The organism is Rhodococcus sp. NPDC060176 (assembly GCF_042728675.1).
Taxonomy (GTDB): Bacteria; Actinomycetota; Actinomycetes; order Mycobacteriales; family Mycobacteriaceae; genus Rhodococcus_F.
Genome location: NZ_JBHWYS010000002.1, coordinates 420,726 through 442,247 on the forward strand (window position 1 = coordinate 420,726; position 21,522 = coordinate 442,247).

Here is a 21,522-nt window from a genome sequence, read left to right on the forward strand (position 1 = left end):
CAATCAGTACGTAGTTCCCATCGCGCGCCGGACCTCGTCGAGGGTTCGGCGCGCGAACTCGCTGGCACGGGTATTACCAGCTCTCACGACACCGTGAACAAACCCAGGATCGGCCGCGATCTCGTTTCGACGGATTCGGTGGCCGGCGAAATATTCGTTGACCGCGGTAGCGGTGAGCTCCTTGAGCGCTCGAGCACCACCATTCCCAACTTCAGCTGCAAGGGACTCTTCGTCCCTGCCCAGGCACAGCGCCGCTGTGGTCAGTAGTGCAGATATCCCCGGACGGTTGGCGCGGTCGAAAGTGATCGTCCGTTCAGAGTCGGTCGGCGCCTTCCGGATTATCTTCACTGTCTGGTCGGCCGTCATCGACAGTGAGATCGCGTTGCCGTAACTCTTCGACATTTTCCTTCCATCGATACCTGGTACTTCCGGAGCAGAAGTCAGCAAGGCTTGTGGCTCCGGGAATACGCGACCATAACGATCGTTGAAACGGCGCGCAATAACTCTCGTCAACTCCACATGCGGGAGGTTGTCCTTGCCCACAGGCACCAAGTTGCCCTTGCAGAACAACACGTCCGCGGCTTGATGTACCGGATACGTCAGAAGCAAACCACTGAGCGCTCTTCCCGAAGCGTCGTGTTCGGCTTTCACAGTGGGATTTCGATGCAGTTCTGCCTCGGTGATCAGGCTCAGGAACGGCAGCATCAATTGATTCAACTCTGGAACTGCGGAGTGCGTGAATATCGTCGAGCAATGGGGGTCGAGGCCAGCGGCGAGATAATCGATTACTGCGCTATAGACATTCTCGCGCACTCGCCCAATCGCGTCGCGATCCGCGATCACTTGATAGTCGGCAAGAATGACAAATGTTTCGATCCCCAGTGCTTGCAGACGGACACGCTCGATGATCGTGCCGAAGTAGTGTCCGAGATGCAACGATCCGGTTGGTCGTTCACCCGAAATGAGGCGGTATCGCTCCGGGTTGGAAGCGATATCGACATTGAGTTCTGCGCTTCGTCGAAGAGTGCTCTCGAAAGAATCCACGATACAGCTCCTGTTTTGGGGGCTGCACGAATCCATATGCCGAGCAAGGCATTCACGGGCTACGTACAGCCCGTGAACATGATTAGACGGACTGCGGAAGCAGCCACCACCATGCCTGTCGAATGCTAGTCATCAGGAAACAATAGCAACCCGCTTGCAGATCGCCTTCCCGTTACGTGACTAGATCGCAACGGGAACCGAGGAAAGAAAACGGCGGTAGCTGCATCTGCAACCACCGCCGTCTCACACAACTATCCCGAGCCCGTCAAACCTGGCGTCACCAGCCACGCTCTGCGAGGCGGTGTCCAACCGGCAGGTCGTCGACGTTGATGCCGACCATTGCCTCGCCGAGTCCGCGCGAGACCTTGGCGAGCACGTCCGGGTCGTCGTAGAACGTGGTGGCCTTGACGATGGCCTCGGCGCGCTGCTTCGGGTTGCCGGACTTGAAGATGCCCGATCCGACGAACACGCCCTCGGCGCCGAGCTGCATCATCATCGCAGCGTCTGCCGGGGTGGCGATGCCGCCGGCGGTGAACATGGTGACAGGCAGCTTGCCGGCCTTGGCGACCTCGACGACCAGCTCGTACGGCGCCTGCAGTTCCTTGGCGGCTACGTACAGTTCGTCTTCGCTCAGCGAGGTCAACCGGCGGATCTCGCCACGGATGGTGCGCATGTGGGTGGTGGCGTTGGAGACGTCCCCGGTGCCGGCTTCACCCTTCGAGCGGATCATGGCCGCACCTTCGTTGATGCGACGCAGCGCTTCGCCGAGGTTGGTGGCGCCACAGACGAAGGGAGCGGTGAACTTCCACTTGTCGATGTGGTTGGCGTAGTCGGCCGGGGTCAGGACCTCGGACTCGTCGATGTAGTCGACGCCCAGGCTCTGCAGGATCTGCGCTTCGACGAAGTGACCGATGCGTGCCTTTGCCATGACGGGGATGCTGACGGTGGAGATGATGCTGTCGATCATGTCAGGGTCGCTCATGCGCGAGACGCCGCCCTGTGCGCGAATGTCCGCGGGGACCCGCTCGAGTGCCATGACGGCGACGGCGCCTGCGTCTTCGGCGATCTTGGCCTGCTCAGCGGTGACAACGTCCATGATCACACCGCCCTTGAGCATTTCAGCCATGCCGCGCTTGACGCGTGCGGTGCCGATGGCGGTGGTGGGGGCAGAGTCGGGGGTGCTCACAGCAAACTCCTGCAGTAGTGGCGTGACAAAAGAAACGAGGCACGGCGAACACACGAGTTCATTCGCACGGAGGCCTCTGGCCAGAACTCTAGGACCAACCGGCCTTCGATTCCGTATCCAATTTGCCATTGCTGGCCTTAAATGGCCGCGGCACCTGATCTGCCGAATGGATCAGCGGATGGAGCGCACTTCCGGATCCTCGGTACCGTCCGCAATCGTCGCGGCTTCCACCAGGAGGTTTGCCAGATCCAACGGGTAGACGGGCTCACCGGACTTGGCCAGTCGGCGGATCTCGTCGGCACTGCACCAGCGATGGCCCGTAATCGCGCGCTGCTCCAATTCCGTATGGCCTTGGAAGACCGGCTCGAAGCCGTGAGTGCGCGTTGCGAAGAACAGCTCTTCCGACCGGATCAGCTCACCGTCGAACGGGAAAATCGCCACACGACGCCAGAGCGGACCTCGCAGATTTTCCGGAGCCACGACGAATCCGGTCTCCTCCTCGATCTCACGAACGGCAGCGGCCCGCAGATGTTCACCGCGTTCGAGCCCGCCGCCGACGGTGAACCAGAAGTACGTGTTCGGGATCTGAGGATCGTGCCCGCGAAGCAGCAACACCCGATCGTCCTCGTCCAGCATCACCACGCGCGCGGAGGTCCGAGACGTATCGACGGTGATGCCCTCGGGCACCGCGGCCGCGGTGGTGCGCTCGGAGATCTCGAAATACTGAGGTAGCGGCGCCGTTCCGCCGAGGTGAAGCCAGCGAACAAGTCGACGCGTACGGAGTGCAAGGGTGTCTCGCACCGCGTCGTTGTGGAACCGTCTGGCGATCAGAACCCGCGCTTCGGCGTCGGCCAGCTCGGCCACCAGTTGAGGTCGCAGCGACGTCGTGCCGTAGGCGGCTAGAGCGTTGGACAACCGGTTCTCCGCGAGTTCTCGGTCTTGCCGGTCTGCCCGTTCAGCGGCGTCCGCCAAGGTGACGAATCTGCGGGCGTCGTCGGCGCTCATGTCCACGGCCGCCGCGCGGACCACCGCTGCACGGCGGGACAGCGCCGCATCGAGCGCCAACCAGGACTGATCAGAACGCACATGCAGCCGATCGAGTCGATTCGCCGTCCCATAGGCCCACAGCCCGACGACCAGGACGACGGCGGCGACAAGTCCGAGAATGAAGATCGTCAAAGCGGAAAAGGTCATGACCCCACCACACGAACACCGGTGCCGCCGACCGTGACGGTCTCGTAGACACGCAGGATCTGCTCGGCAACCACCGGCCAGTCGTATTCGGCGACAACACTTGTCGCGGTGTTGACGAGAGCACGGCGTCGGTCCGGATCGCCGAGAACGGAATCGATTGCCTCGGCCAGGGCATCGGAGTTCCCGATGGGGACCAGCAAGCCGGCCTGGCCGTCGCGAAGAACACGGCGGAAGGCGTCCAACTCACTCGCGACGACGGCGGTACCGGCCGCCATGGCCTCGACAAGCACGATCCCGAAGCTCTCGCCGCCGAGGTTGGGCGCGCAGTAGACGTCCGCACTACGAAGCGCCGACGCTTTCTCCTCGTCGCTGACCTGCCCGAGCAGTCGGAGATGCTTGAAGTACTTGCCCGCTTCTTTGCGGAGTTTTTCCTCGTCGCCGCGCCCGACCACGATCACTTCGAGATCAGGATGACGCTCGACCAACTCCGGTAGTGCACCGAGGAGGACGGCCATCCCCTTACGCGGTTCGTCGTAGCGCCCGAGGAACAGAATGGTTCCACCCTCGCGCGGATAGCCGGGCAACATGTCGGCCTCGGCAAACGCTGCGACGTCGACGCCGTTGGGTATTTCGACCGCGTCGGATCCGAGGGACTCGACCTGCCAACGACGCGCCAACTCCGAGACTGCGATCCGGCCACTGATCTTCTCGAGATACGGGGCCAGGACACCCTGAAAAGTGCTCAGCACCAACGACTTCGTGGTCGACGTGTGGAAGGTGGCCACGATCGGGCCTTCCGCGATACGCAACGCGAGCATGGACAGACTCGGCGCATTGGGTTCGTGGATGTGCAGAACGTCGAAGTCACCTTCCGCGATGAACTTGCGGAGGCGGGCGTTCGCCGTCGGGCCGAAGGACAACCGTGCAACAGAGCCGTTGTAGGGAATCGCGACGGCTTTACCAGCGGAGACAACAAAATCCGGCAACTCGTCGTCGTCGGACGACGGCGCAAGCACGCTCACCTTGTGGCCGCGTTCGATCAGTACCTCGGCCAGATCCACCACGTGCGCCTGCACCCCGCCGGGGACGTCGAAGGAGTACGGGCAGATCATGCCGATTTTCATTCACCCTCCATGCGGGCGAGCCGCGATTCGGAGAGATCCGAGCGCCACAGCGGCTGAAGCATGTGCCAGTCAGCGGGGTGCGCTGCGATGTTGACCGCGAATCGGTCGGCCAGTGCCTGCGTGGCGGGGCCGACGCCGCCGGAAACGTCGATCGGCGGGTCGATCTTGAAACCCCACCCGTCGGGAGTGAACCAGCAGTGGACCGGTAGAAGCGGCGCTCCGGTGTCGATCGCGAGCTTCGCCGGGCCTGCGGGCATGCGAGTGGGTTCTCCGAAGAACGTGACGGGCACACCCTTCTTCGCCAGATCGCGCTCCCCCAACAGGCACACGATCTTGTTCTCACGCAGATGCTTGGAGAGTTCGACGAACGGAGGATGCTCTCCGCCGCTGAGCGGGAAGATCTCGAAGCCGAGACTCTCGCGATATTCGACGAACCGTTCGTACAGGGATTCGGGTTTGAGCCGCTCGGCCACCGAGGTCAATCCACCCCACTGCTGAACGCACCACACGCCGGCCATGTCCCAGTTGCCACTGTGGGGCAGCGCCAGCACTGCGCCATGACCTGCCGCCATCGCCTTTTCCAGATGTTCCTGGCCCTCGACCAGCGCATGCAATGCTTTACCGGTGGCGACCAGGTCCATCGACGGTAGACGGAACGCCTCACGCCAGTACCGGGCGTACGAGCGCATCGAATCCTTGATCAGCTGATCCGGGACTTCCTCCGGTGTCGTGCCCAGAACTCTCGCGAGGTTCTTCCTGAGTTGTTCGGGTCCGCCCTTGCGTACCGCGAAATCCGCTCCGGCGTCGAACAGCTTGACTGCCACCGATTCCGGCAGGCTTCGCACCAGACGCCAACCCGCGGCGTATCCCAGATCGGTTGCACGCTCGGAAAAACTCATTGCTCTGCCTCGCCGTCGGTGTTCGACTCACCATCGGTCGTAGATGACGCCGGGGCGATCGGCAGAAGTTCCCGGGCGCCAGGTGAATTGCGGACCGCGAGCACTCGTTGGAAGACAGTGACGATACTTCCGGCGGCAAGTACCCACATCGCGATGTGGATTGCCCACGGTAGACCCATGCCCGTAAGGCCCGAGCCGACCAACACGATGATCAGCCGGTCCGGACGCTCGATCCAACCACCGTCGGCAGTCAGCCCGCTCGCCTCGGCGCGTGCCTTCGCGTACGAGATGACCTGCGAGGTGACGAGGCAGATGAGCGTCGCCACGAGAAGCCACTTGCTGTTCTCGTGGTAGACCGCCCACCACGCAAGGCCGGCAAAAATCGCACCGTCGGCCACGCGATCACAGGTGGCGTCCAGGACGGCCCCGTAACGCGTTCCGCCACCGCGAGCACGGGCCATGGCGCCGTCGAGCATGTCGAACATGACGAAGAACCAAATGAACATGGTTCCCCAGAACAGGTGTCCGGACGGAAACAGAGTCACCGCCCCGGCGACACTCGCCACCGTGCCGATCACCGTCACCGCGTCTGGCGTCAGGCCGGTCTTGACCAGCGCCTTCCCCATAGGTGCCGTCACCTTGGACACCGATTCGCGTCCGAAGAAGCTCAACACCGCAGGAAACCTCCCCGTCGTGAGTTCCGGATTGGAACTCGTCGCAGCACAGCATCCTGCCATGAAGCCGGACGCATCGATCTATTGTTGCCAGGCACCGGCGAGTAGTCCCCTGGTCTCCCGCAGCAGTTGCGGCATCACCTTCACCCCACCGAGCACGGTGATGAAGTTGGCGTCGCCACCCCAGCGAGGCACTACGTGTTGGTGAAGGTGCTCGGACAGCGAACCGCCCGCAGCGGCACCGAGATTCAGGCCGACGTTGAATCCGTGAGGATTCGACACACTCTTGATCACCCGCAGCGCACGCTGGGTGAACGCCATCAGCTCGGCGCTCTCCTCCGGCGTCAGATCTTCGAGAGCCGCGACCTTGCGATACGGAACCACCATGAGATGCCCGGGGTTGTACGGGTACAGGTTCAGAACCGCGTAGACATGCTCACCGCGGGCGACGATGAGCCCTTCTTCGTCCGACATCTTCGGGATGTCGATGAACGGCTCACCCGTCGTACCCGGAGTGTTGGGCGCCTCGGTGATGTACGACATCCGATGCGGCGACCAAATGCGCTGCAAATGGTCAGGGTCGCCGACGCCGTGGTCGATCAGCGAACCTGGTCCCTCGTCACCGGGGGCGCTCACTGCGCCACGCTTGGCTGCACCAGTTCGGCTGTCGGCGAGGCGTTCTCGCGACGGCTGATCCACTCGGTGATGATCCGGACGGCGTCGTCGACGGGAATTCCGTTGATCTGGGTTCCGTCGCGGAAGCGGAAACTGACTGCGCCGGCTTCCACGTCACGCTCGCCCGCCAGGAGCATGAACGGGACCTTCTGCGTGGTGTGGTTGCGGATCTTCTTCTGCATGCGGTCGTCACTGAAGTCGACCTCGGCGCGCACACCGGCAGCCTTGAGCTTCTTCGTGACGTCGAACAGGTGATCGGCGAATGCCTCGGCCACGGGGATTCCGACGACCTGCACCGGCGCCAGCCACGCCGGGAAAGCGCCGGCGTAGTGCTCGGTCAGAACGCCGAAGAACCGTTCGATCGAGCCGAACAGAGCGCGGTGGATCATGACCGGACGAGTCTTGACGCCGTCGTTGCCGGTGTACTCAAGCTCGAACCGCTCGGGCAGGTTGAAGTCGAGCTGGATGGTCGACATCTGCCAGGTGCGGCCGAGTGCGTCCTTGACCTGAACAGAGATCTTGGGACCGTAGAACGCGGCTCCGCCCGGGTCCGGCACCAGAGTCAGGCCGGAAGCTTCGCCGACCTCGGCGAGCGTTGCGGTCGCCTCTTCCCAGACGTCGTCGCTACCGACGAACTTGTCGGGGTTCTTGGTCGACAGCTCGAGGTAGAAGTCGTCGAGGCCGTAATCTTTGAGCAGGTTCAGCACGAACTGCAGCGTGGTGGTCAGCTCGTCGCGCATCTGCTCACGGGTGCAGTAGATGTGAGCGTCGTCCTGAGTCATGCCGCGCACACGGGTCAAACCGTGGATGACGCCGGACTTCTCGTAGCGGTAGACCGAGCCGAACTCGAAGAGCCGCAAGGGCAATTCACGGTAAGAACGTCCGCGAGCACGGAAGATCAGGTTGTGCATCGGGCAGTTCATCGGTTTGAGGTAGTAGTCCTGGCCCGGCTTACGCACGGTGCCGTCCTCGTTGAGTTCCTCGTCGACGTGCATCGCCGGGAACATGCCGTCGCGGTACCAGTCGAGGTGACCGGAGACCTCGTACAGATGGCCCTTGGTGATGTGCGGGGTGTTGACGAACTCGTAGCCGGCCTCGATGTGGCGGCTGCGGGAGTAATTCTCCATCTCGGTGCGGATGATGCCGCCCTTGGGATGGAAGACCGGCAGACCGGAGCCGAGTTCGTCGGGGAAGCTGAAGAGGTCCAGTTCGGTACCGAGCTTGCGGTGATCGCGACGCTCGGCCTCGGCGAGCAACTCGAGGTACTCGTCCTGAGCCTCGGTGGATTCCCACGCGGTGCCGTAGACACGCTGAAGATCGGCGTTGTCCTGATTTCCGCGCCAGTACGCGGCGGAGCTACGCGTCAGCTTGAACGCCGGGATGTGCTTGGTGGTCGGAATATGCGGACCGCGGCACAGATCGGACCATATCTTGTCACCGGTTCGGGGATCGAGATTGTCGTAGATGGTCAGCTCGTTGCCACCCACCTCCATGATCTCGGGATCGTCGATACCGGACTTGTCGTCGATGAGTTCGAGCTTGAAGGGCTCGTCGGCCAACTCGACCCGGGCGTCCTCGATCGAATCGACCACTCGACGCGAGAAGCGTTGCGATCCTTTGATGATCTGCTTCATGCGCTTTTCGAGCTTGGTCAGATCTTCCGGAGTGAACGGACGATCCACCGCGAAGTCGTAGTAGAAGCCGTCTTTGATCGGCGGCCCGATGCCCAGCTTCGCATCGGGGAATTCCTTCTGGACCGCCTGAGCGAGGACGTGGGCCGCGGAGTGTCGGATGACGCTGCGACCGTCTTCGGTGGATGCCGCGACCGGCTCGACGTCGACATCGACCTCAGGAGTCCACGACAGATCCTTGAGCGTTCCCTCGCCGTCCCGCACGACGACGATCACGTCGGGCCCCTTCGTGGGGTATCCGGCTTCGCGCACTGCAGTCCCGGCGGTCGTCCCCGCGGGCACCCGAAGTGGGGCGGCTGAGTGCTCTGGCGCGGGACTTGTCACGGCGATGTGCTCCTAAGGTATTGCGACAGGTTAAGACAGGCGTCGTACCCACTGCGAGCACGCGCACGATCATGTTATCGGCCCTACCGACATGTCGAGACAACCGAGTGAAGGAAACCGACCTCGTTCAGCTCACAGTGGCGACTCGAGCCACGAGTAGTCCAGCCCTACCCATGTCCCGATCAGGCCGAAGCTGCCGAGCACCCACAAAGTCGCCAGGACGAACACTGTGGTGAACAGAACGCCCAACCCTTTGACGAACAGCGACTGCTTGCCGAACCATTCCATGAACCTGTCGTATCGAGCCTTCGCAAAATGAAGGAGTCGATGAGCCCAGGCAAACTCCGACGCCAGGATCCCCAGGCCGGCGAACACGATGAGCCATCCGGGGCCGGGGTACGGAATAGCTACGACACCCGCGGCGAGCACGATCACGCCCACGACTCCGACGCCGATGCGGTACGCAAGATTGAGGGTGGGCCGCGCGGCGATTCCAGCGCGCCACCGCTCCCAGCGGGACTCTGCGTCTTGGAAGACGGACAGGTCTGAATCGTCGACGGGAGAATCGACCTTTTCGGTACTCAAGTCGGTCACCTTTTCCGTCGCGAAATGTCTCTTCGACCAGGCTACCGAAATCGTCGACCGGCGACCTGCGACGACGGTCTGCATGCCGAAATAACTGTGCTCTCGAACGACTGTGCTCTCGAACGACTGTGCTCTCGAACGACTGAAGGCGTCCCCGATGATCGGGAACGCCTTCAATGTTTTCTGTGGTCCCGGCTGGGATCGAACCAGCGACCTTCCGCGTGTGAAGCGGACGCTCTCCCACTGAGCCACGGGACCGTAAGTCATCCGAACGCATGCGCTCGAACGAGTTGGAACATTAACACGGCTGCGCGATGAATACGAATCACCAGGTTGGCATTCGTTTTGCTCCAGGCGACCCCGAAATCTACGAATTCGAGCTGATTTCAGACCGAATTCATCGCCGAGACGGACAGTTGCAACGCGCGCGACGGGCCGATTCGACTCCGAACACGCCACTGAGCTGGTGATTTGTGTGTATCCGACACGGTCGGCTAATGTTTCCAACGCACCGAGGAGAGCGAGCAGCTCCCCAAGCAACACGGTGCGATGCGGACGTGGCGCAGCTGGTAGCGCACAACCTTGCCAAGGTTGGGGTCGCGGGTTCGAATCCCGTCGTCCGCTCGAGAGGTGTGACTCAACCTTTTACGGTGGAGTGGCCGAGTGGTGAGGCAACGGCCTGCAAAGCCGTGCACACGGGTTCGATTCCCGTCTCCACCTCGCGCGATTAGCTCAGCGGGAGAGCGCTTCCCTGACACGGAAGAGGTCACTGGTTCAATCCCAGTATCGCGCACCACGTCAGGCCTTCGGGCCTGATGGTCAAGGTCTGCTTGCAGGTCTGATAGGTTAGAAAAGTACTGAGTTCCGGTAACGGAGTTCATTGCTCATGCGGACGTGGCGCAGCTGGTAGCGCACAACCTTGCCAAGGTTGGGGTCGCGGGTTCGAATCCCGTCGTCCGCTCCATTTTTCTCCAGAACCCGCGCGATTAGCTCAGCGGGAGAGCGCTTCCCTGACACGGAAGAGGTCACTGGTTCAATCCCAGTATCGCGCACCATTTGAGAATGCAAGAAGCCGGAACCCCAAGGGTTCCGGCTTTTTGCATTGAGCAGCGAACACACTAACGGCAGTACTGACGCAAGCCCCCAAGGGAATCCGCGTCAGTACTGCGGTTGATGTAGCTGATCAGGGTGATGGAGCTGATCAGTGAGAGAAGCGGTTCGCTGCCGAGGTCATCGCGCGCAACGAGGACTCCGTGGACGACTCCGCAATACCCATCGCCCAGCTCCGACGTCCGTCGCACTCGGTGAAGATGAACGTCGCGGTGCGGTGACCGATCTGGTGCTGGTGGAAAGACAGGATCTCGAGCGAGATTCCCGCGTCGTGCAGCATCGAGGTCATAGCCGAGATCGCGCCGGTCGAGGTGGCGGACGCTTTCTGGATGCGCTCCCCCAGACCGAGCGTCGCTTCGAAGGTCCACCGACCCGGTGCAATCTTTTCGGATGACCACGCGCCCAGACGGATCGGGCCGCTCATTGCCGCGTACGTGGACTCGAACTCGGTCCAGGACATCGCAGAGCATTCGGCACGCAGGCCGGCAGGCAGAGATTTTCCGTGGCGCGCCGCGAAAGGATCAGCAGCCGTAGAAGAAGAATCAGAAGCGAAGGCGAAGTTGTAAGTCATGATCGTGGTCTTCCTGGAATGAAGTGGAGGACCAACTGGTAGCAAGACGACCCGCAGCGAGGGGTCGGTCCGATTCAGACCCCGCTACGGCGGCTTACTACGAGAATTCGCTTCATGAGAGAAGAGGCTAGGCGGCCTGGTCCCATAAAGCAACCCAGACCGCTTCCGCACAGCAACCCAGACCGCTTACGCACAGGTCAGACCTGAGCCGCCTTGTGGTCGGCGATCAACGCCCGATACCACTCGAAAGAGGTCTTCGGTGTGCGCTTCTGAGTGTCGAAATCGACGTGCACCAGACCGAATCGCTCCTTGTATCCCGCGGCCCATTCGAAGTTGTCGAGAAGCGACCACACAAAATAACCGCGGACGTCGACGCCGTCGTCGATGGCCGACCGGAGGGCGCGAAGGTGCGCGTCGTGATAATCGATTCGTGCTTCGTCCTCGACGATCCCCGCGGCATCCGGCGAGTCGTGGAAAGAACATCCGCTTTCCGTGATGTAGATCGGCGGCAGTGCATCACCGAAGCGCGCGTGGAACGTCCGCAAGATCTCGCCCAGTCCTTCCGGAACGATCGGCCACCCGAAATCGGTTGTGGGATAACCAGTTATCGCGACAGGAGCAAAGGGCAGGCCTGGCGGTAGGTCGACCTCGAGCACGCCCTCGGTCCCCTGGCCTTCCACTGGGGCGGCAATCATCGTCGGCTCGTAGTAATTGATCCCGTACCAGTCGAGCGGCGCCCCGATGATTTTCAAGTCCTCGTCGACAGGGCCGCTGAGCAGCTGCGCAAATTCGTCTGCAGGGTACTTTCCGACCAAGACCGGGTCGGCGAACATCCAATTGACAACGTGGTCGTAGATGTCGGCAGCCATCACGTCTTCCGGGGAATCCGAAGCTGCCCGCACCGGAGCATGATTGGAGGCGATTCCGATGTTCGTGCACCCGGTTGAACGAAGCGCTTCGACCGCGAGGCCGTGCCCGAGCAGCTGGTGATGCGCGGCCTGGAATGCCTCGAACCCCAAGGCCAATCCCGGGGCATGAACTCCCAGGGCATGGCCGTAGAGCGTGTGCACTACCGGTTCGTTGAGCGGCATCCACATTCCGACGCGATCCGACAGTCGCTCACCGACGACCTGCGCATACTCCCCCAGTCGATACGAGGTGTCGCGGTTCATCCAGCCGCCCTGCTCCTGCAAGGCGAGGGGCAGATCCCAGTGAAAGAGCGTGACAGCGGGGGTAATTCCGACCGAACACAGTCGATCGATCAATCGGTCGTAGAAGTCGAGCCCTTTCGCATTCACGGTCCCCGAGCCGGTGGGGAGAATTCGCGACCAGGACAGCGAGAGCCGATAGGCGTCGAGCCCGAGCTGTGTCATCAGTTCGATGTCCGATTCCCAGCGGTGATAATGATCGGCAGCGACCGTCCCGGTGTCGCCCCCGACGACTACACCGGGACGGTCACAGAACTCGTCCCAGATCGACGGTCCGCGACCGTCTTCGGCCACAGCTCCTTCGATTTGATAGGCCGCAGTAGCGGTTCCCCAGACGAAGGAAGACGGAAATTCTGGTGTCGGCTGCCGAGTCATGTCGGTCAGTTAATCAAAGAACCGTGCAAAACACGCAGCTTTGTTGGACACTCGACCAGTATCAAGATCCAGTACCGTTCGGCCTAACCGAACGAACGAGACAAAGGCCCTGCTTGATGACGGATAACACCCGCACCCTGACGAGGGCCCGGATCGCCACTTCGGTGGCCTTCGGACTTCAAGGATTTCTGCTCGCCGCCATTCTGACGCAGCTTCCGCAGTACAAGGACTTGTTCGAGCTGAGCGAGACGCTGGTGGTGGGTGCGGTTGTCACTGTGTCCGTCATCGCCGGACTCGGCAGCGTGCTCGCCGAGATGCTGGCGGTACGGACGTCGAGCAAGATGACTCTGCGAACCGGACTCGCCGTCATCGCAGTCTTCGGCGGGGCAACGGGTATTGCGCCCAACGCGGCGATGTTCTTCGTCTTCCTGGCGATCTACGGCATCGGACTCGGCATGGTCGACGCGGCCGCCAACATGCAGGCGGTCTCGATCCAACACGCCAAGGGCCGGTTCATCCTCTCCTCGTTCCATGCTTCCTGGAGCGTCGGAGCGATTGTCGGCGCTCTCTTCATCTCGGCAACCGCAAGTCTCGACATTTCGATCCGCGTGACGCAGGTGATCGCGGGAGTTGTTGTCGGACTGATGCTTCTGGCCTTCGGCCCGCAACTGCTGGATCGGTCCGAGTCTCCGGTTGCCGATGCAAACATCACGAGCACCGCGAAGTTCACCGTCCCTACCCGCGCCTTTGTCCTCCTCGGCGTCGCGATGGCTTTGTTCTACGCGGTCGACTTCAGCGTCGGAAACTGGTCGACTCTCTACGTCAAGGACGAACTGCTCGCCGACGCCGGGACCGCTGCCCTGTCCGTGGCGGCGTACCAAATCGCGGCACTGGTCGCACGACTGACCGGCGACTACTGGGTCGGCAAGTTCGGTGAGACCACCGTCGTGCGGATCGGCTCTCTCATCGGCGTAGTCGGGATGACAGTCGTTGTGCTCGCGCAATCTCCCGCCGTTGCCATCGCCGGTTTCCTCATCGTCGGACTCGGGGTACCGGTGATCGCTCCGATCTGCTTCAGCGCCGCCGGCCGGATGGCTCCCCCGGATCAGGTCGACGCGGTGATCGCACGCATCAACCTCTTCAACTACGTCGGCACCGTGGTCGGTGGTGGCATCGTCGGCGCAGTCGCTGCGTTCAGTGACCTTCGAATCGGGTTCCTGATTCCGCTGGCGTTCTGCGCGATCTTGATAGTTCTTGCTCCCGCGTTCGCGCCGAAACGAGCCACGAGTCCGGTCACCGAGAACGCCGCGTGAGCACTGCGCCCGTGCAAAGTGGTGTACTTGATCGACCGAATTGTGTGCGCGAGAGGTAGAAACTGACGTGACGATCACCGTTGACCGGGCCGGAATCTGGGATTCCGAAGCAATCGCCGACGTGGCAGCGGTGACATTTCCATTGGCGTGTCCGCCGAACGCGTCGGACGACGACATCAGCGCCTTCATCGACAACGTTCTCTCCGTCGACAAGTTCTCCGAGTACCTCACCGATCCGACGCGAACCGTTCTCAAGGTCATTCGCGACGGTTCGATCGTCGGCTACGCGATGCTTGTCGACGACGAGCCCTCCGACCCGGACGTCAAAGCTGCTGTGACTCTCCGCCCGACGACAGAACTGAGCAAGTTGTACGTGCTTCCGGGTAACCACGGGACCGGCGCGGCAGCATCCTTGATGGACGCCGTCGTCGACCACGCACGACGCAGCGGAAGTGCCGGAATCTGGCTTGGTGTCAATCAGGAGAATCTGCGTGCCCAGAAGTTCTACACCAAGCACGGTTTCACCCAGGTCGGCACGAAGACTTTCCTCGTGGGCGCACAACTCCACCACGATTTCGTGATGGAGCGCCCCGTCAGCTGACGGGCGTGCCGATCAGCCGGCCGCGACCTCGAAACGAGAAAGTGCGAGCAGACGCGAGGTCGCGCGCAGGTACTTCTTCTTGTACCCGCCGGCGAGCATCTCGGGAGTGAAGATCTCGTCGAGGCGTGCGCCGGAGACGGTGACCGGGATACTCGCGTCGTACAAGCGGTCGGCGAGAACCACGATGCGCAGTGCAACCGACTGATCCGTTGCGGGGTGGACGCCGTCGATGAAGACGGCCTTCACACCCTCGACCAGCTTGTTGTACCGCGACGGATGCAGGGTGCTGAGGTGCTTGCACAGCTCGTCGAAGTTGTCGAGCGTGGCACCGTCGATGGCGTCGGCCCGAGAAACCAATTCCTCCGACGAGATGGGCTCCGGTGCGGGCGGGAGGTCACGGTGACGGTAGTCGGGGCCGTCGACGCGAATCGTCTCGAAGATCGAGCCGAGCTTCTTGATCTCACGCAGGAAGTCCTGAGCGGCGAAGCGACCCTCACCGAGCTGGCCGGGAAGCGTGTTCGACGTCGCGACGATGGACACGCCGCGCGCGGAAAGCTCCGAGAGGAGGCGGGAGACGAGCATGGTGTCGCCCGGATCGTCGAGCTCGAATTCGTCGATGCAGAGCACGCTGTGGTCGGCGAGCGCTTCGACAGCCTTGTTGAAGCCGAGAGCACCGACGACGTGTGTCAGCTCGACGAAGGTTCCGAACGCCTTCGGCGACGGAACGCTGTGGAAGATCGATGCCAGCAAGTGCGTCTTACCGACACCGAATCCACCGTCGAGGTACAGGCCGGCGCCGGTCGCCTGGGTCTTCTTCCCGAACAATCCACGGCGTCCACCACTACGGATCTTGGTGACGCGCTTGGAGAATTCCTCGGCCTTGGCAACGGCAGCTGCCTGGCTCGGTTCCTTCGGATCAGGAATGTAGGACGCAAAACTCACCTCGTCGAACATTGCGGGAGGCACCATTTGAGCTACCAGTTGATCGGCGGGTACCACCGGGCTGCGATCGACAAGACGTTCATGCATCCGTCAAGGGTATCTACGTGATGTGATCTCTCATGTGCACCGTATGGATATTGCGACCTACTTCACACCAGGCCACGAAGACGAGCTCCGCAGCCTGTACGCCTATCCGGAGAATCTCTCGCAACCCTGGATGCGTGTGAACTTCGTTTCCAGCATCGACGGGTGCGTCTCCGTCGACGGGGTGAGCGGCGGACTGGGCACACCTGCAGACAAGTCGGTATTCGGGATCTTGCGCGAACTCTGTGACGTCGTCGTGGTCGGCGCAGGCACAGCGCGAGCCGAGAACTACGGGGGTGTGCAGATCTCGGACGCAGCCCGGGCCCGACGCACGGCAGGCGGCCTTGCTCCGGTGCCACCGATCCTGGTCGTCTCGGCGCACGCGTCGATCGACCCCGGAAGCCGACTCCTTCGCGATACCGAAGTTCCACCGATCCTTGTTGTCGGTCGCGACGCTGACTCCGCGGCAATTTCGGCGCTGAGATCTGCCGGAGCGCAGGTGGAGGTGACGGACTCACCGAACGTCACCAGCGGCGACATCGACAGGGCCTTGTCGGTTCGCAAGCTCCGTCGCGTGCTGTGCGAGGGCGGACCGTCACTTTTCGGCCAGTTGATCGAGGACAATGCCGTCGACGAACTCTGCGTCACCACGTCACCTCAACTGGTGGGTAGCAAAGTCGACCGAATCTCACTCTCCCCCAACGCAATGCCCACAGCCATGCGTCCCGCGCACATCCTCGGCGATTCGGACGGCACGATCCTCACTCGATGGGTTCGTCAGCAGCCACGTCGATGAACCTGGCACTCTGGTCGGCATGCGCAGAGTTGCTTTGATGGCCGTCGTCCTCGCGACGTGTTGTGCGTGCGGCGCCGGACCGTCGCTTCGGCCCGCCGTCGCGGTCGAAGGCCGCACCGACGGCAGCCCGGCCCAGAGCGAGGGCCCGTCGCCCGATGCGCCGCCGGCTGTCCCTGGCGTCCCGACCGACGACATTCCGTGGCGAGACTGCACCGGCACGTCACTCGCCGACCAGGCTCTCGCAGCGTCGAGCGCCGGAGTCATCCTCGAATGCGCCGAATTCAGTGCCCCCATCGACGTGACCGGCGCCATCGACGGCAACTTCACGGCCGGGTTGACCCGCGCTCGTACGTCGTCGACGCCTGCCGACGCATACCCGATCGTGTTCACATCCGGCACCGATCGTTCGTCGGGAAACTCGCTCGCCATGCTCGCCGCATCCGGCTTGAACACGGTTCTCGCCGAACATCCCGTGGTTGCCCTCGATCGCCGCGGAATCGACAGGTCCACCGCAATCGACTGCATGACGCCGGAAATTCGGCGCGGACTTCACGATCTGGGCCAATTCGACTCGGACACCACCGGTGACGCCGCCGATGCGGTCGCGGCCCTCGGTCACGACGCCACCATTGCCTGCACGGACTACCTCGACCCCCAAGAACTGAAGTTCGGCGCCGACTCCGCAGCCGAGGACATCGACGCGTTGCGCACACGGTGGGGCGTCGAGACCATCGCTCTGTGGTCGGCAGGGTCCGGCTCGGACATCGCGCTGAGCTATGCGGCAGCCCACCCGAACAACCTCGCGAGATTGATCCTCGATTCTCCCGCTCCTGTGGCCACTGACGCTGCCACCGAAGCCGAGAGCCGCGTGCAGGGCGAGGAAGCGGCATTGACCGCGTTCGCTCAGCGATGCGTGGCGCTGGGGTGCTCGCTCGGACCGGATCCGAAAAAAGCGGTCACCGACTTGATGGAACGCGCTCGGGCCGATGAATTCCAACCACTGTCCGCCGCAGCAGTGTCTAACGCGATTTCGGCAAGCCTGTGGACAGCCGGAACCAATCGTGAGCAAGAAACCCGCTCACTCGCCGACGCTCTGACCGCGCTCGGTACCGGAAACGCTTCACCGATTCGGGAGCGCGCCGCCCGGGCGGAGAACGAGGTGGACGGCGACGGCCAGTTCATCGGACGGTGCACCGACGGTGTGCAGTGGCCGGGGATCGGGCGTGTCCGCGAACTGGCGGACACGTGGGGCACCAACTATCCGGTATTCGGTCGAGACGCCGCGCTCGGATTGCTCGCATGCGCCAGCTGGCCGTCGACCGCCAACTCTCCCCTGCCCAACCAGTTGAAGCCCGCCGTCCTCGTACTGAGCGGTCAGGGTGACCCGGCCGTCGGGAACTCCGGACTCTCGACCGTCACCGGCGTCGTGACTAACGCAGGGTCGCGCTTCGCAACCCTGGACTGGCAGGGTGCGGGTCATCCCGCGGCGCAATCCACGTGCACTCAACAGGCGATGCGCCTCTACCTCGGCGACGCCTCCCTGCCCAGCAACGGAAGCGTGTGTCCGGCCTGACTCGGGCGCTTGTCCACCACGACCGAAAAGGGGTGCATCCCCCGATCACACCCTGCTCCGGTGTACCGTGCCGAAGTGTTCCTTCGACAGCTCGAGCCGCGTACCGGGCGGACAACCCAACAAGTCGTCAACTTCGTTTTGTGGCCGATCGCCGTGATGACCGTGCTCAATCGTGTCATCGTCACAGCAGTCAACGGCGCCATTACCGATGACTTCCGACCGGTCTACAACGCCGCGCTGGCGTTCTGGAACGGGCGTGACGTCTACACCGCAGATTTCAACTCGGTAGACCCCCATTACCTGTACCCACCATCGGGTTCGTTGTTGATGGCGCCCCTGGCCATCCTCGATCCCGAGCGTTCGCGGTGGCTGTTCATCGGTGTCAATGCCGTCGCCATCCTCGTGGCCCTCTACCTGCTGTTGCGCCTGTTCGACCTGACGATCAGTTCCATTGCCGCGCCGATTCTCGTGCTCGGCGCTTTCATGTCGGAGACGGTCACCAACACATTGGTGTTCACCAACATCAACGGGCTCGTGCTGCTCGGCGAAATTGCCTTCCTCCTGCTGCTGATGCGCAAGAAGGATCTGTGGGCCGGCGCCGCGATCGGGCTCACCATCGCAGTGAAACCCACTCTCGCGCCGCTGCTCCTGCTGCCACTCGTTCGCGGCCAGTGGAAGGTGTTCGTCACCGCCCTGGGCATCCCGTTCATTCTCACCGTCGTGGCGTGGCCACTGGCGTCGGATCCGATGGACTTCGTCCGCCGCACCGTGCCGTACCTTCTCGAATCGCGTGACTACTTCAACAGTTCGATTGTCGGAAACGGCGCTTACTTCGGTCTGCCCGAATGGTTGATCCTGCTGCTGCGCGTCGTGTTGGCCGCCATGGTCGCCGTCTCTCTGTGGCTTCTGTACCGCTACTACCGCAACGACGAACTCTTCTTCCTCACCACCGCAACCGGTGTGATCATGACCGCATCGTTCCTGCTGCCCTCACTCGGCCAGATGTACTACTCGATGATGCTGCTCCCGCTCCTGATGTCCGTGGTGCTCAAGAACTCGGTCATGCGGAACTGGCCGGCCTGGCTCGCCGTCTACGGCTTCATGACTTTCGACAGTTGGTGGTCGAACCGCTGGCCGACGTTCGGTCGGGCCGCCGAATACACCAAGAGCACCCTCGGCTGGAGCCTCCTGCTGATCGTGATCTTCTGTGTCCTCGGCTACCGGTATCTGGTCGCGCGTCGCGAAGGTCGCTTGGATCGCGGAATCGATCCCGCCTACCTCCTCGATCCCCCGCTCGCAGCCGTCTCACCTGCCGGCGAAGCCGAAACGGCGACAAAGCATTAGCGTGGAGGCATGAGTTCTTCACACGATGGCATCGACAGCACACCTGAGGTCACGTACACCGAGAGCGAGTGGCGCGAAAAATTGACGCCGGAGGAGTTCGCGGTTCTGCGGCAAGCCGGCACCGAACGGCCCGGCGTGGGCGAATACACCGACACCACCACCGAAGGTGTGTACTCCTGCCGCGCGTGCGGCGCCGAACTTTTCCGCAGCACGGAGAAGTTCGAATCACATTGCGGGTGGCCGTCGTTCTTCGATCCCGCAAACTCCGACGCCGTCATCCTGAAGGAAGACGTGAGCCTCGGGATGCGACGCGTCGAGGTGATCTGCAAGAAGTGCCACAGCCACCTGGGCCACGTCTTCGAGGGTGAGGGATACCCGACGCCGACCGATCAGCGGTACTGCATCAACTCGATCTCGCTGGTTCTCAAGCCTGCTGAGTAAGCAGTCCGTGGGCTACCCCCGTGGTACGGGAGTAGCCCACGGTTCGAGACTTCGACTCAGAAGTCCCAGTTCAGCGCAGTCGGGCTCAGACCGGTCGCATTCAGGTCCTCGTTGCGAGCGACAAGACCGTCTTTGACGGAACCGATCCCGCCACCGATCGCGCCGGAAGTGATGTCCGTCAGTGAGGCGTCGCCGCCCGTGACCTCCTTCGTCACGATCGCAGCGGACGCTCCCGAGACCGCGTCGTCGAAGGCGCCTCGCGCGATCTCCTGCAACCTCGAACCGATCGGAAGCGGGTTCGGGTCCGGCCCGACACGATCCGGCGTCGTCTTCAATCCTGCGTTCGCGAGCCCCTTGATGAAACCGTCGCGCCCTTCGGTCACGACCTTGCCACCGTCGATCGACTGGCGGTGATCCATCGACATCTGACCCAGTTGAATGGCGAGACCGGAGAAGACGCCTGCCGCAGCCTCCACTGCCGCAGCCTCGATCACTCGTATCAATAATTGCTGCAACAACATTCGGACCGTGAGAGTTGTTGCCACCTCCGCCGCCACGACTCCGGCGGTACTGACACCCAACGTCGGGACAGCGGCCGCCACCATGGCGGCAATCTCGAGCGCCAGTGCGCTCAGCGCCGCGAGGATCGACAGTTTGGTGTACTCGATGTCCGTGCCTGTGTCGGTGCACGACTGACCCAGTTCGGCTGCAGCAGAGGACAACCGCTCGAAGACCTCCGCAACTCCACCGGCCTCCGACCAATACCGAGACAACGAGTCGCCGGCTTGACCGTCGATCGATGCCAGTACGGCCTGCAATCCGTAACCACCGGCAGCGGCCGAAGCCTCGATTTGATCGGCCGCACCTGACCAGGCATCACCCAATCGCCACAGTGCCGTTTCGTCTCCTTGCGGCCAGTCGCTGCCTACCGCGACCGACGCAACCGCCTGTAACCAGCCCGGAATCTCGAGTCCCATCAGAGCCCACCCGCCATGTCGTCGGCGAGCGAGGAGTCGATCGATTCGAAACGATCGGCAATCTCGATCAGCGTGGCGGTCAATTCGCGCATCGCGCCCGCGACCAGCGACATCCCACCAACCGCTGACGCCGAACCGGGAAGATATGCGCCCGAGAAAGTGGTTCCGAACTCGTCGCCTCCCCAGCAACCCTCTTCGGCGGCGACCACTGCGTCGAGAGCGCTCCGAGCCTCGTCGAGATCGGCAGCGACCACCGCGAAGGCTGGTGCAGCACTCTTCATCGCGGCCACGTCCACACCTAGTTCAGACATTGCCGGAGCTCCTCAGAACGGTGCGGTCCCAGTGTTCGTCGCCGGTGACCGGTGTGGAGCTCGGACGAGGCTCGAGAATCTCGCGCAATCCGAGCACACCCGGAACCAGGTCCGGCAAGTCGATTGTGGCCGCCTCCGTGAACGGCTTCGTCATCTCGGCAACCTGTCGGCGCATGTCTTCTGCCGCAGAGGTGGCCGTATCCAGAATCAGATTCCCCAACGCTGCCGGCGAATGCTTGCCGTAAGAACTCCCCGAGAGGGTAACTCCCACAATTGCCCCCGAAGCGTCCACGACGATTTCGACGCAGCCGTCACTCGAACGCGCGCTCGCCGCGGATCGAGCGATCCTCTCCTGCAAGTCCGCCAGCGATCGCGTTCGCTCCGACAGAACGTCCTGCATCGAATCGATCTGGGCCCGAAGAACTTCGACTTGCCCCCGCATCGAACCAACATCCGCTGCACTCACGATGGCCCCCACCT

21 protein-coding genes and 6 tRNA genes are annotated in these 21,522 nt (G+C 62.5%); 11 read left to right on the forward strand and 16 right to left on the reverse strand.

What is annotated here, in order from left to right; genetic code table 11:
- Window positions 1–3: 3 nt before the first annotated feature.
- The 10 genes from trpS to ACFWEM_RS10320 all read right to left on the reverse strand — a co-directional run bounded on the left by trpS (window position 4) and on the right by ACFWEM_RS10320 (window position 9,654).
- Window positions 4–1,044 carry a tryptophan--tRNA ligase gene (trpS, locus tag ACFWEM_RS10275; protein WP_378533291.1) on the reverse strand — a complete coding sequence of 347 codons (1,041 nt, stop codon included), beginning with the start codon at window positions 1,042–1,044 and terminating at the stop codon, window positions 4–6.
- 277 nt (window positions 1,045–1,321) lie between these two features.
- Window positions 1,322–2,230 carry a pyridoxal 5'-phosphate synthase lyase subunit PdxS gene (pdxS, locus tag ACFWEM_RS10280; RefSeq protein WP_003943338.1) on the reverse strand — a complete coding sequence of 303 codons (909 nt, stop codon included), beginning with the start codon at window positions 2,228–2,230 and terminating at the stop codon, window positions 1,322–1,324.
- A gap of 171 nt (window positions 2,231–2,401) precedes the next feature.
- Window positions 2,402–3,424: an NUDIX domain-containing protein gene (locus tag ACFWEM_RS10285; protein WP_378445867.1), complete on the reverse strand. Its 1,023-nt coding sequence runs from the start codon at window positions 3,422–3,424 to the stop codon at window positions 2,402–2,404.
- Complete coding sequence (locus ACFWEM_RS10290) at window positions 3,421–4,548, reverse strand: glycosyltransferase family 4 protein (RefSeq protein WP_378533293.1); 1,128 nt, start codon at window positions 4,546–4,548, stop codon at window positions 3,421–3,423. The genes ACFWEM_RS10285 and ACFWEM_RS10290 overlap by 4 nt, the downstream gene beginning before the upstream one ends.
- The gene (locus ACFWEM_RS10295; RefSeq protein WP_378533295.1) at window positions 4,545–5,447 is read right to left on the reverse strand and encodes a phosphatidylinositol mannoside acyltransferase; all 903 of its coding nucleotides are present in this window, start codon (window positions 5,445–5,447) and stop codon (window positions 4,545–4,547) included. The genes ACFWEM_RS10290 and ACFWEM_RS10295 overlap by 4 nt, the downstream gene beginning before the upstream one ends.
- Window positions 5,444–6,121, reverse strand: a complete 678-nt coding sequence (pgsA, locus tag ACFWEM_RS10300; protein ID WP_378533297.1) for a phosphatidylinositol phosphate synthase — start codon at window positions 6,119–6,121, stop codon at window positions 5,444–5,446. Before pgsA ends, ACFWEM_RS10295 begins: the two co-directional genes overlap by 4 nt.
- Before the next feature lie 81 nt (window positions 6,122–6,202).
- On the reverse strand, window positions 6,203–6,757 hold the full coding sequence (locus tag ACFWEM_RS10305) for an HIT domain-containing protein (RefSeq protein ID WP_264614478.1): 555 nt from the start codon (window positions 6,755–6,757) through the stop codon (window positions 6,203–6,205).
- Window positions 6,754–8,811, reverse strand: coding sequence for a threonine--tRNA ligase (thrS, locus tag ACFWEM_RS10310; RefSeq protein ID WP_378533299.1), 2,058 nt, complete (start codon window positions 8,809–8,811; stop codon window positions 6,754–6,756). The genes ACFWEM_RS10305 and thrS overlap by 4 nt, the downstream gene beginning before the upstream one ends.
- A gap of 132 nt (window positions 8,812–8,943) precedes the next feature.
- Window positions 8,944–9,396, reverse strand: coding sequence for a TIGR02611 family protein (locus ACFWEM_RS10315; protein ID WP_378533301.1), 453 nt, complete (start codon window positions 9,394–9,396; stop codon window positions 8,944–8,946).
- 186 nt (window positions 9,397–9,582) lie between these two features.
- Window positions 9,583–9,654, reverse strand: a tRNA-Val gene (locus ACFWEM_RS10320).
- A 293-nt stretch (window positions 9,655–9,947) separates the two neighbouring features.
- Between ACFWEM_RS10320 and ACFWEM_RS10325 the strand changes: the two genes are divergently transcribed.
- The 5 genes from ACFWEM_RS10325 (at window position 9,948) to ACFWEM_RS10345 (ending at window position 10,451) form a co-directional block, all read left to right on the forward strand.
- Window positions 9,948–10,020, forward strand: a tRNA-Gly gene (locus ACFWEM_RS10325).
- A gap of 25 nt (window positions 10,021–10,045) precedes the next feature.
- Window positions 10,046–10,116: transfer RNA gene (locus tag ACFWEM_RS10330), tRNA-Cys, on the forward strand.
- A 1-nt stretch (window position 10,117) separates the two neighbouring features.
- Window positions 10,118–10,192, forward strand: a tRNA-Val gene (locus ACFWEM_RS10335).
- A 92-nt stretch (window positions 10,193–10,284) separates the two neighbouring features.
- A tRNA-Gly gene (locus ACFWEM_RS10340) sits at window positions 10,285–10,360 on the forward strand.
- Between the two features lie 16 nt (window positions 10,361–10,376).
- A tRNA-Val gene (locus tag ACFWEM_RS10345) sits at window positions 10,377–10,451 on the forward strand.
- A 146-nt stretch (window positions 10,452–10,597) separates the two neighbouring features.
- Here ACFWEM_RS10345 and ACFWEM_RS10350 read toward each other — a convergent pair.
- Together ACFWEM_RS10350 and ACFWEM_RS10355 are read right to left on the reverse strand one after the other, a co-directional pair.
- A complete protein-coding gene (locus tag ACFWEM_RS10350) occupies window positions 10,598–11,077 on the reverse strand; it encodes an alpha-isopropylmalate synthase regulatory domain-containing protein (RefSeq protein ID WP_166809520.1) in 480 nt (159 codons plus the stop codon).
- A 197-nt stretch (window positions 11,078–11,274) separates the two neighbouring features.
- Window positions 11,275–12,660 carry a GH1 family beta-glucosidase gene (locus ACFWEM_RS10355; protein WP_378533303.1) on the reverse strand — a complete coding sequence of 462 codons (1,386 nt, stop codon included), beginning with the start codon at window positions 12,658–12,660 and terminating at the stop codon, window positions 11,275–11,277.
- Window positions 12,661–12,776: 116 nt separating this feature from the next.
- Here ACFWEM_RS10355 and ACFWEM_RS10360 point away from each other — a divergent pair, with 116 nt between their 5' ends.
- Both ACFWEM_RS10360 and ACFWEM_RS10365 read left to right on the forward strand, forming a co-directional pair.
- Window positions 12,777–13,973 (forward strand): MFS transporter, encoded by a 1,197-nt coding sequence (locus tag ACFWEM_RS10360; protein ID WP_378533305.1) that lies wholly within the window; start codon window positions 12,777–12,779, stop codon window positions 13,971–13,973.
- Window positions 13,974–14,040: 67 nt separating this feature from the next.
- Window positions 14,041–14,574 carry a GNAT family N-acetyltransferase gene (locus ACFWEM_RS10365; RefSeq protein WP_378533307.1) on the forward strand — a complete coding sequence of 178 codons (534 nt, stop codon included), beginning with the start codon at window positions 14,041–14,043 and terminating at the stop codon, window positions 14,572–14,574.
- A gap of 12 nt (window positions 14,575–14,586) precedes the next feature.
- Here ACFWEM_RS10365 and zapE read toward each other — a convergent pair whose 3' ends face one another.
- Complete coding sequence (gene zapE, locus ACFWEM_RS10370) at window positions 14,587–15,603, reverse strand: cell division protein ZapE (RefSeq protein WP_003942629.1); 1,017 nt, start codon at window positions 15,601–15,603, stop codon at window positions 14,587–14,589.
- 43 nt (window positions 15,604–15,646) lie between these two features.
- Here zapE and ACFWEM_RS10375 point away from each other — a divergent pair, with 43 nt between their 5' ends.
- The 4 genes from ACFWEM_RS10375 to msrB are packed head-to-tail and all read left to right on the forward strand — an operon-like array spanning window position 15,647 to window position 19,754.
- The gene (locus ACFWEM_RS10375; protein WP_378533309.1) at window positions 15,647–16,396 is read left to right on the forward strand and encodes a pyrimidine reductase family protein; all 750 of its coding nucleotides are present in this window, start codon (window positions 15,647–15,649) and stop codon (window positions 16,394–16,396) included.
- A 19-nt stretch (window positions 16,397–16,415) separates the two neighbouring features.
- The gene (locus ACFWEM_RS10380) at window positions 16,416–17,969 is read left to right on the forward strand and encodes an alpha/beta fold hydrolase (RefSeq protein WP_378533311.1); all 1,554 of its coding nucleotides are present in this window, start codon (window positions 16,416–16,418) and stop codon (window positions 17,967–17,969) included.
- 60 nt (window positions 17,970–18,029) lie between these two features.
- Window positions 18,030–19,313 carry a glycosyltransferase family 87 protein gene (locus ACFWEM_RS10385; RefSeq protein ID WP_378533313.1) on the forward strand — a complete coding sequence of 428 codons (1,284 nt, stop codon included), beginning with the start codon at window positions 18,030–18,032 and terminating at the stop codon, window positions 19,311–19,313.
- A 9-nt stretch (window positions 19,314–19,322) separates the two neighbouring features.
- Window positions 19,323–19,754, forward strand: a complete 432-nt coding sequence (msrB, locus tag ACFWEM_RS10390) for a peptide-methionine (R)-S-oxide reductase MsrB (protein WP_378533315.1) — start codon at window positions 19,323–19,325, stop codon at window positions 19,752–19,754.
- Window positions 19,755–19,810: 56 nt separating this feature from the next.
- Here the strand turns inward: msrB and ACFWEM_RS10395 are convergent, their stop codons facing one another.
- The 3 genes from ACFWEM_RS10395 to ACFWEM_RS10405 are packed head-to-tail and all read right to left on the reverse strand — an operon-like array spanning window position 19,811 to window position 21,508.
- The gene (locus tag ACFWEM_RS10395; protein WP_378533318.1) at window positions 19,811–20,731 is read right to left on the reverse strand and encodes a hypothetical protein; all 921 of its coding nucleotides are present in this window, start codon (window positions 20,729–20,731) and stop codon (window positions 19,811–19,813) included.
- Complete coding sequence (locus tag ACFWEM_RS10400; protein WP_378533320.1) at window positions 20,731–21,042, reverse strand: hypothetical protein; 312 nt, start codon at window positions 21,040–21,042, stop codon at window positions 20,731–20,733. Before ACFWEM_RS10400 ends, ACFWEM_RS10395 begins: the two co-directional genes overlap by 1 nt.
- Window positions 21,035–21,508, reverse strand: coding sequence for a YbaB/EbfC family nucleoid-associated protein (locus tag ACFWEM_RS10405; protein ID WP_378533322.1), 474 nt, complete (start codon window positions 21,506–21,508; stop codon window positions 21,035–21,037). The genes ACFWEM_RS10400 and ACFWEM_RS10405 overlap by 8 nt, the downstream gene beginning before the upstream one ends.
- Window positions 21,509–21,522 lie beyond the last annotated feature (14 nt).

Excerpts from the sequence above, each read along its gene's own strand:
- ACFWEM_RS10285 (WP_378445867.1), bottom strand. The coding sequence starts at position 3,424 with ATGACCTTTTCCGCTTTGACGATCTTCATTCTCGGACTTGTCGCCGCC.
- ACFWEM_RS10290 (WP_378533293.1), bottom strand. The coding sequence starts at position 4,548 with ATGAAAATCGGCATGATCTGCCCGTACTCCTTCGACGTCCCCGGCGGG.
- ACFWEM_RS10295 (WP_378533295.1), bottom strand. The coding sequence starts at position 5,447 with ATGAGTTTTTCCGAGCGTGCAACCGATCTGGGATACGCCGCGGGTTGG.
- ACFWEM_RS10350 (WP_166809520.1), bottom strand. The coding sequence starts at position 11,077 with ATGACTTACAACTTCGCCTTCGCTTCTGATTCTTCTTCTACGGCTGCT.
- ACFWEM_RS10355 (WP_378533303.1), bottom strand. The coding sequence starts at position 12,660 with ATGACTCGGCAGCCGACACCAGAATTTCCGTCTTCCTTCGTCTGGGGA.
- ACFWEM_RS10360 (WP_378533305.1), top strand. The coding sequence starts at position 12,777 with ATGACGGATAACACCCGCACCCTGACGAGGGCCCGGATCGCCACTTCG.
- zapE (WP_003942629.1), bottom strand. The coding sequence starts at position 15,603 with ATGCATGAACGTCTTGTCGATCGCAGCCCGGTGGTACCCGCCGATCAA.
- ACFWEM_RS10375 (WP_378533309.1), top strand. The coding sequence starts at position 15,647 with ATGGATATTGCGACCTACTTCACACCAGGCCACGAAGACGAGCTCCGC.
- ACFWEM_RS10380 (WP_378533311.1), top strand. The coding sequence starts at position 16,416 with ATGCGCAGAGTTGCTTTGATGGCCGTCGTCCTCGCGACGTGTTGTGCG.
- msrB (WP_378533315.1), top strand. The coding sequence starts at position 19,323 with ATGAGTTCTTCACACGATGGCATCGACAGCACACCTGAGGTCACGTAC.
- ACFWEM_RS10395 (WP_378533318.1), bottom strand. The coding sequence starts at position 20,731 with ATGGGACTCGAGATTCCGGGCTGGTTACAGGCGGTTGCGTCGGTCGCG.
- ACFWEM_RS10400 (WP_378533320.1), bottom strand. The coding sequence starts at position 21,042 with ATGTCTGAACTAGGTGTGGACGTGGCCGCGATGAAGAGTGCTGCACCA.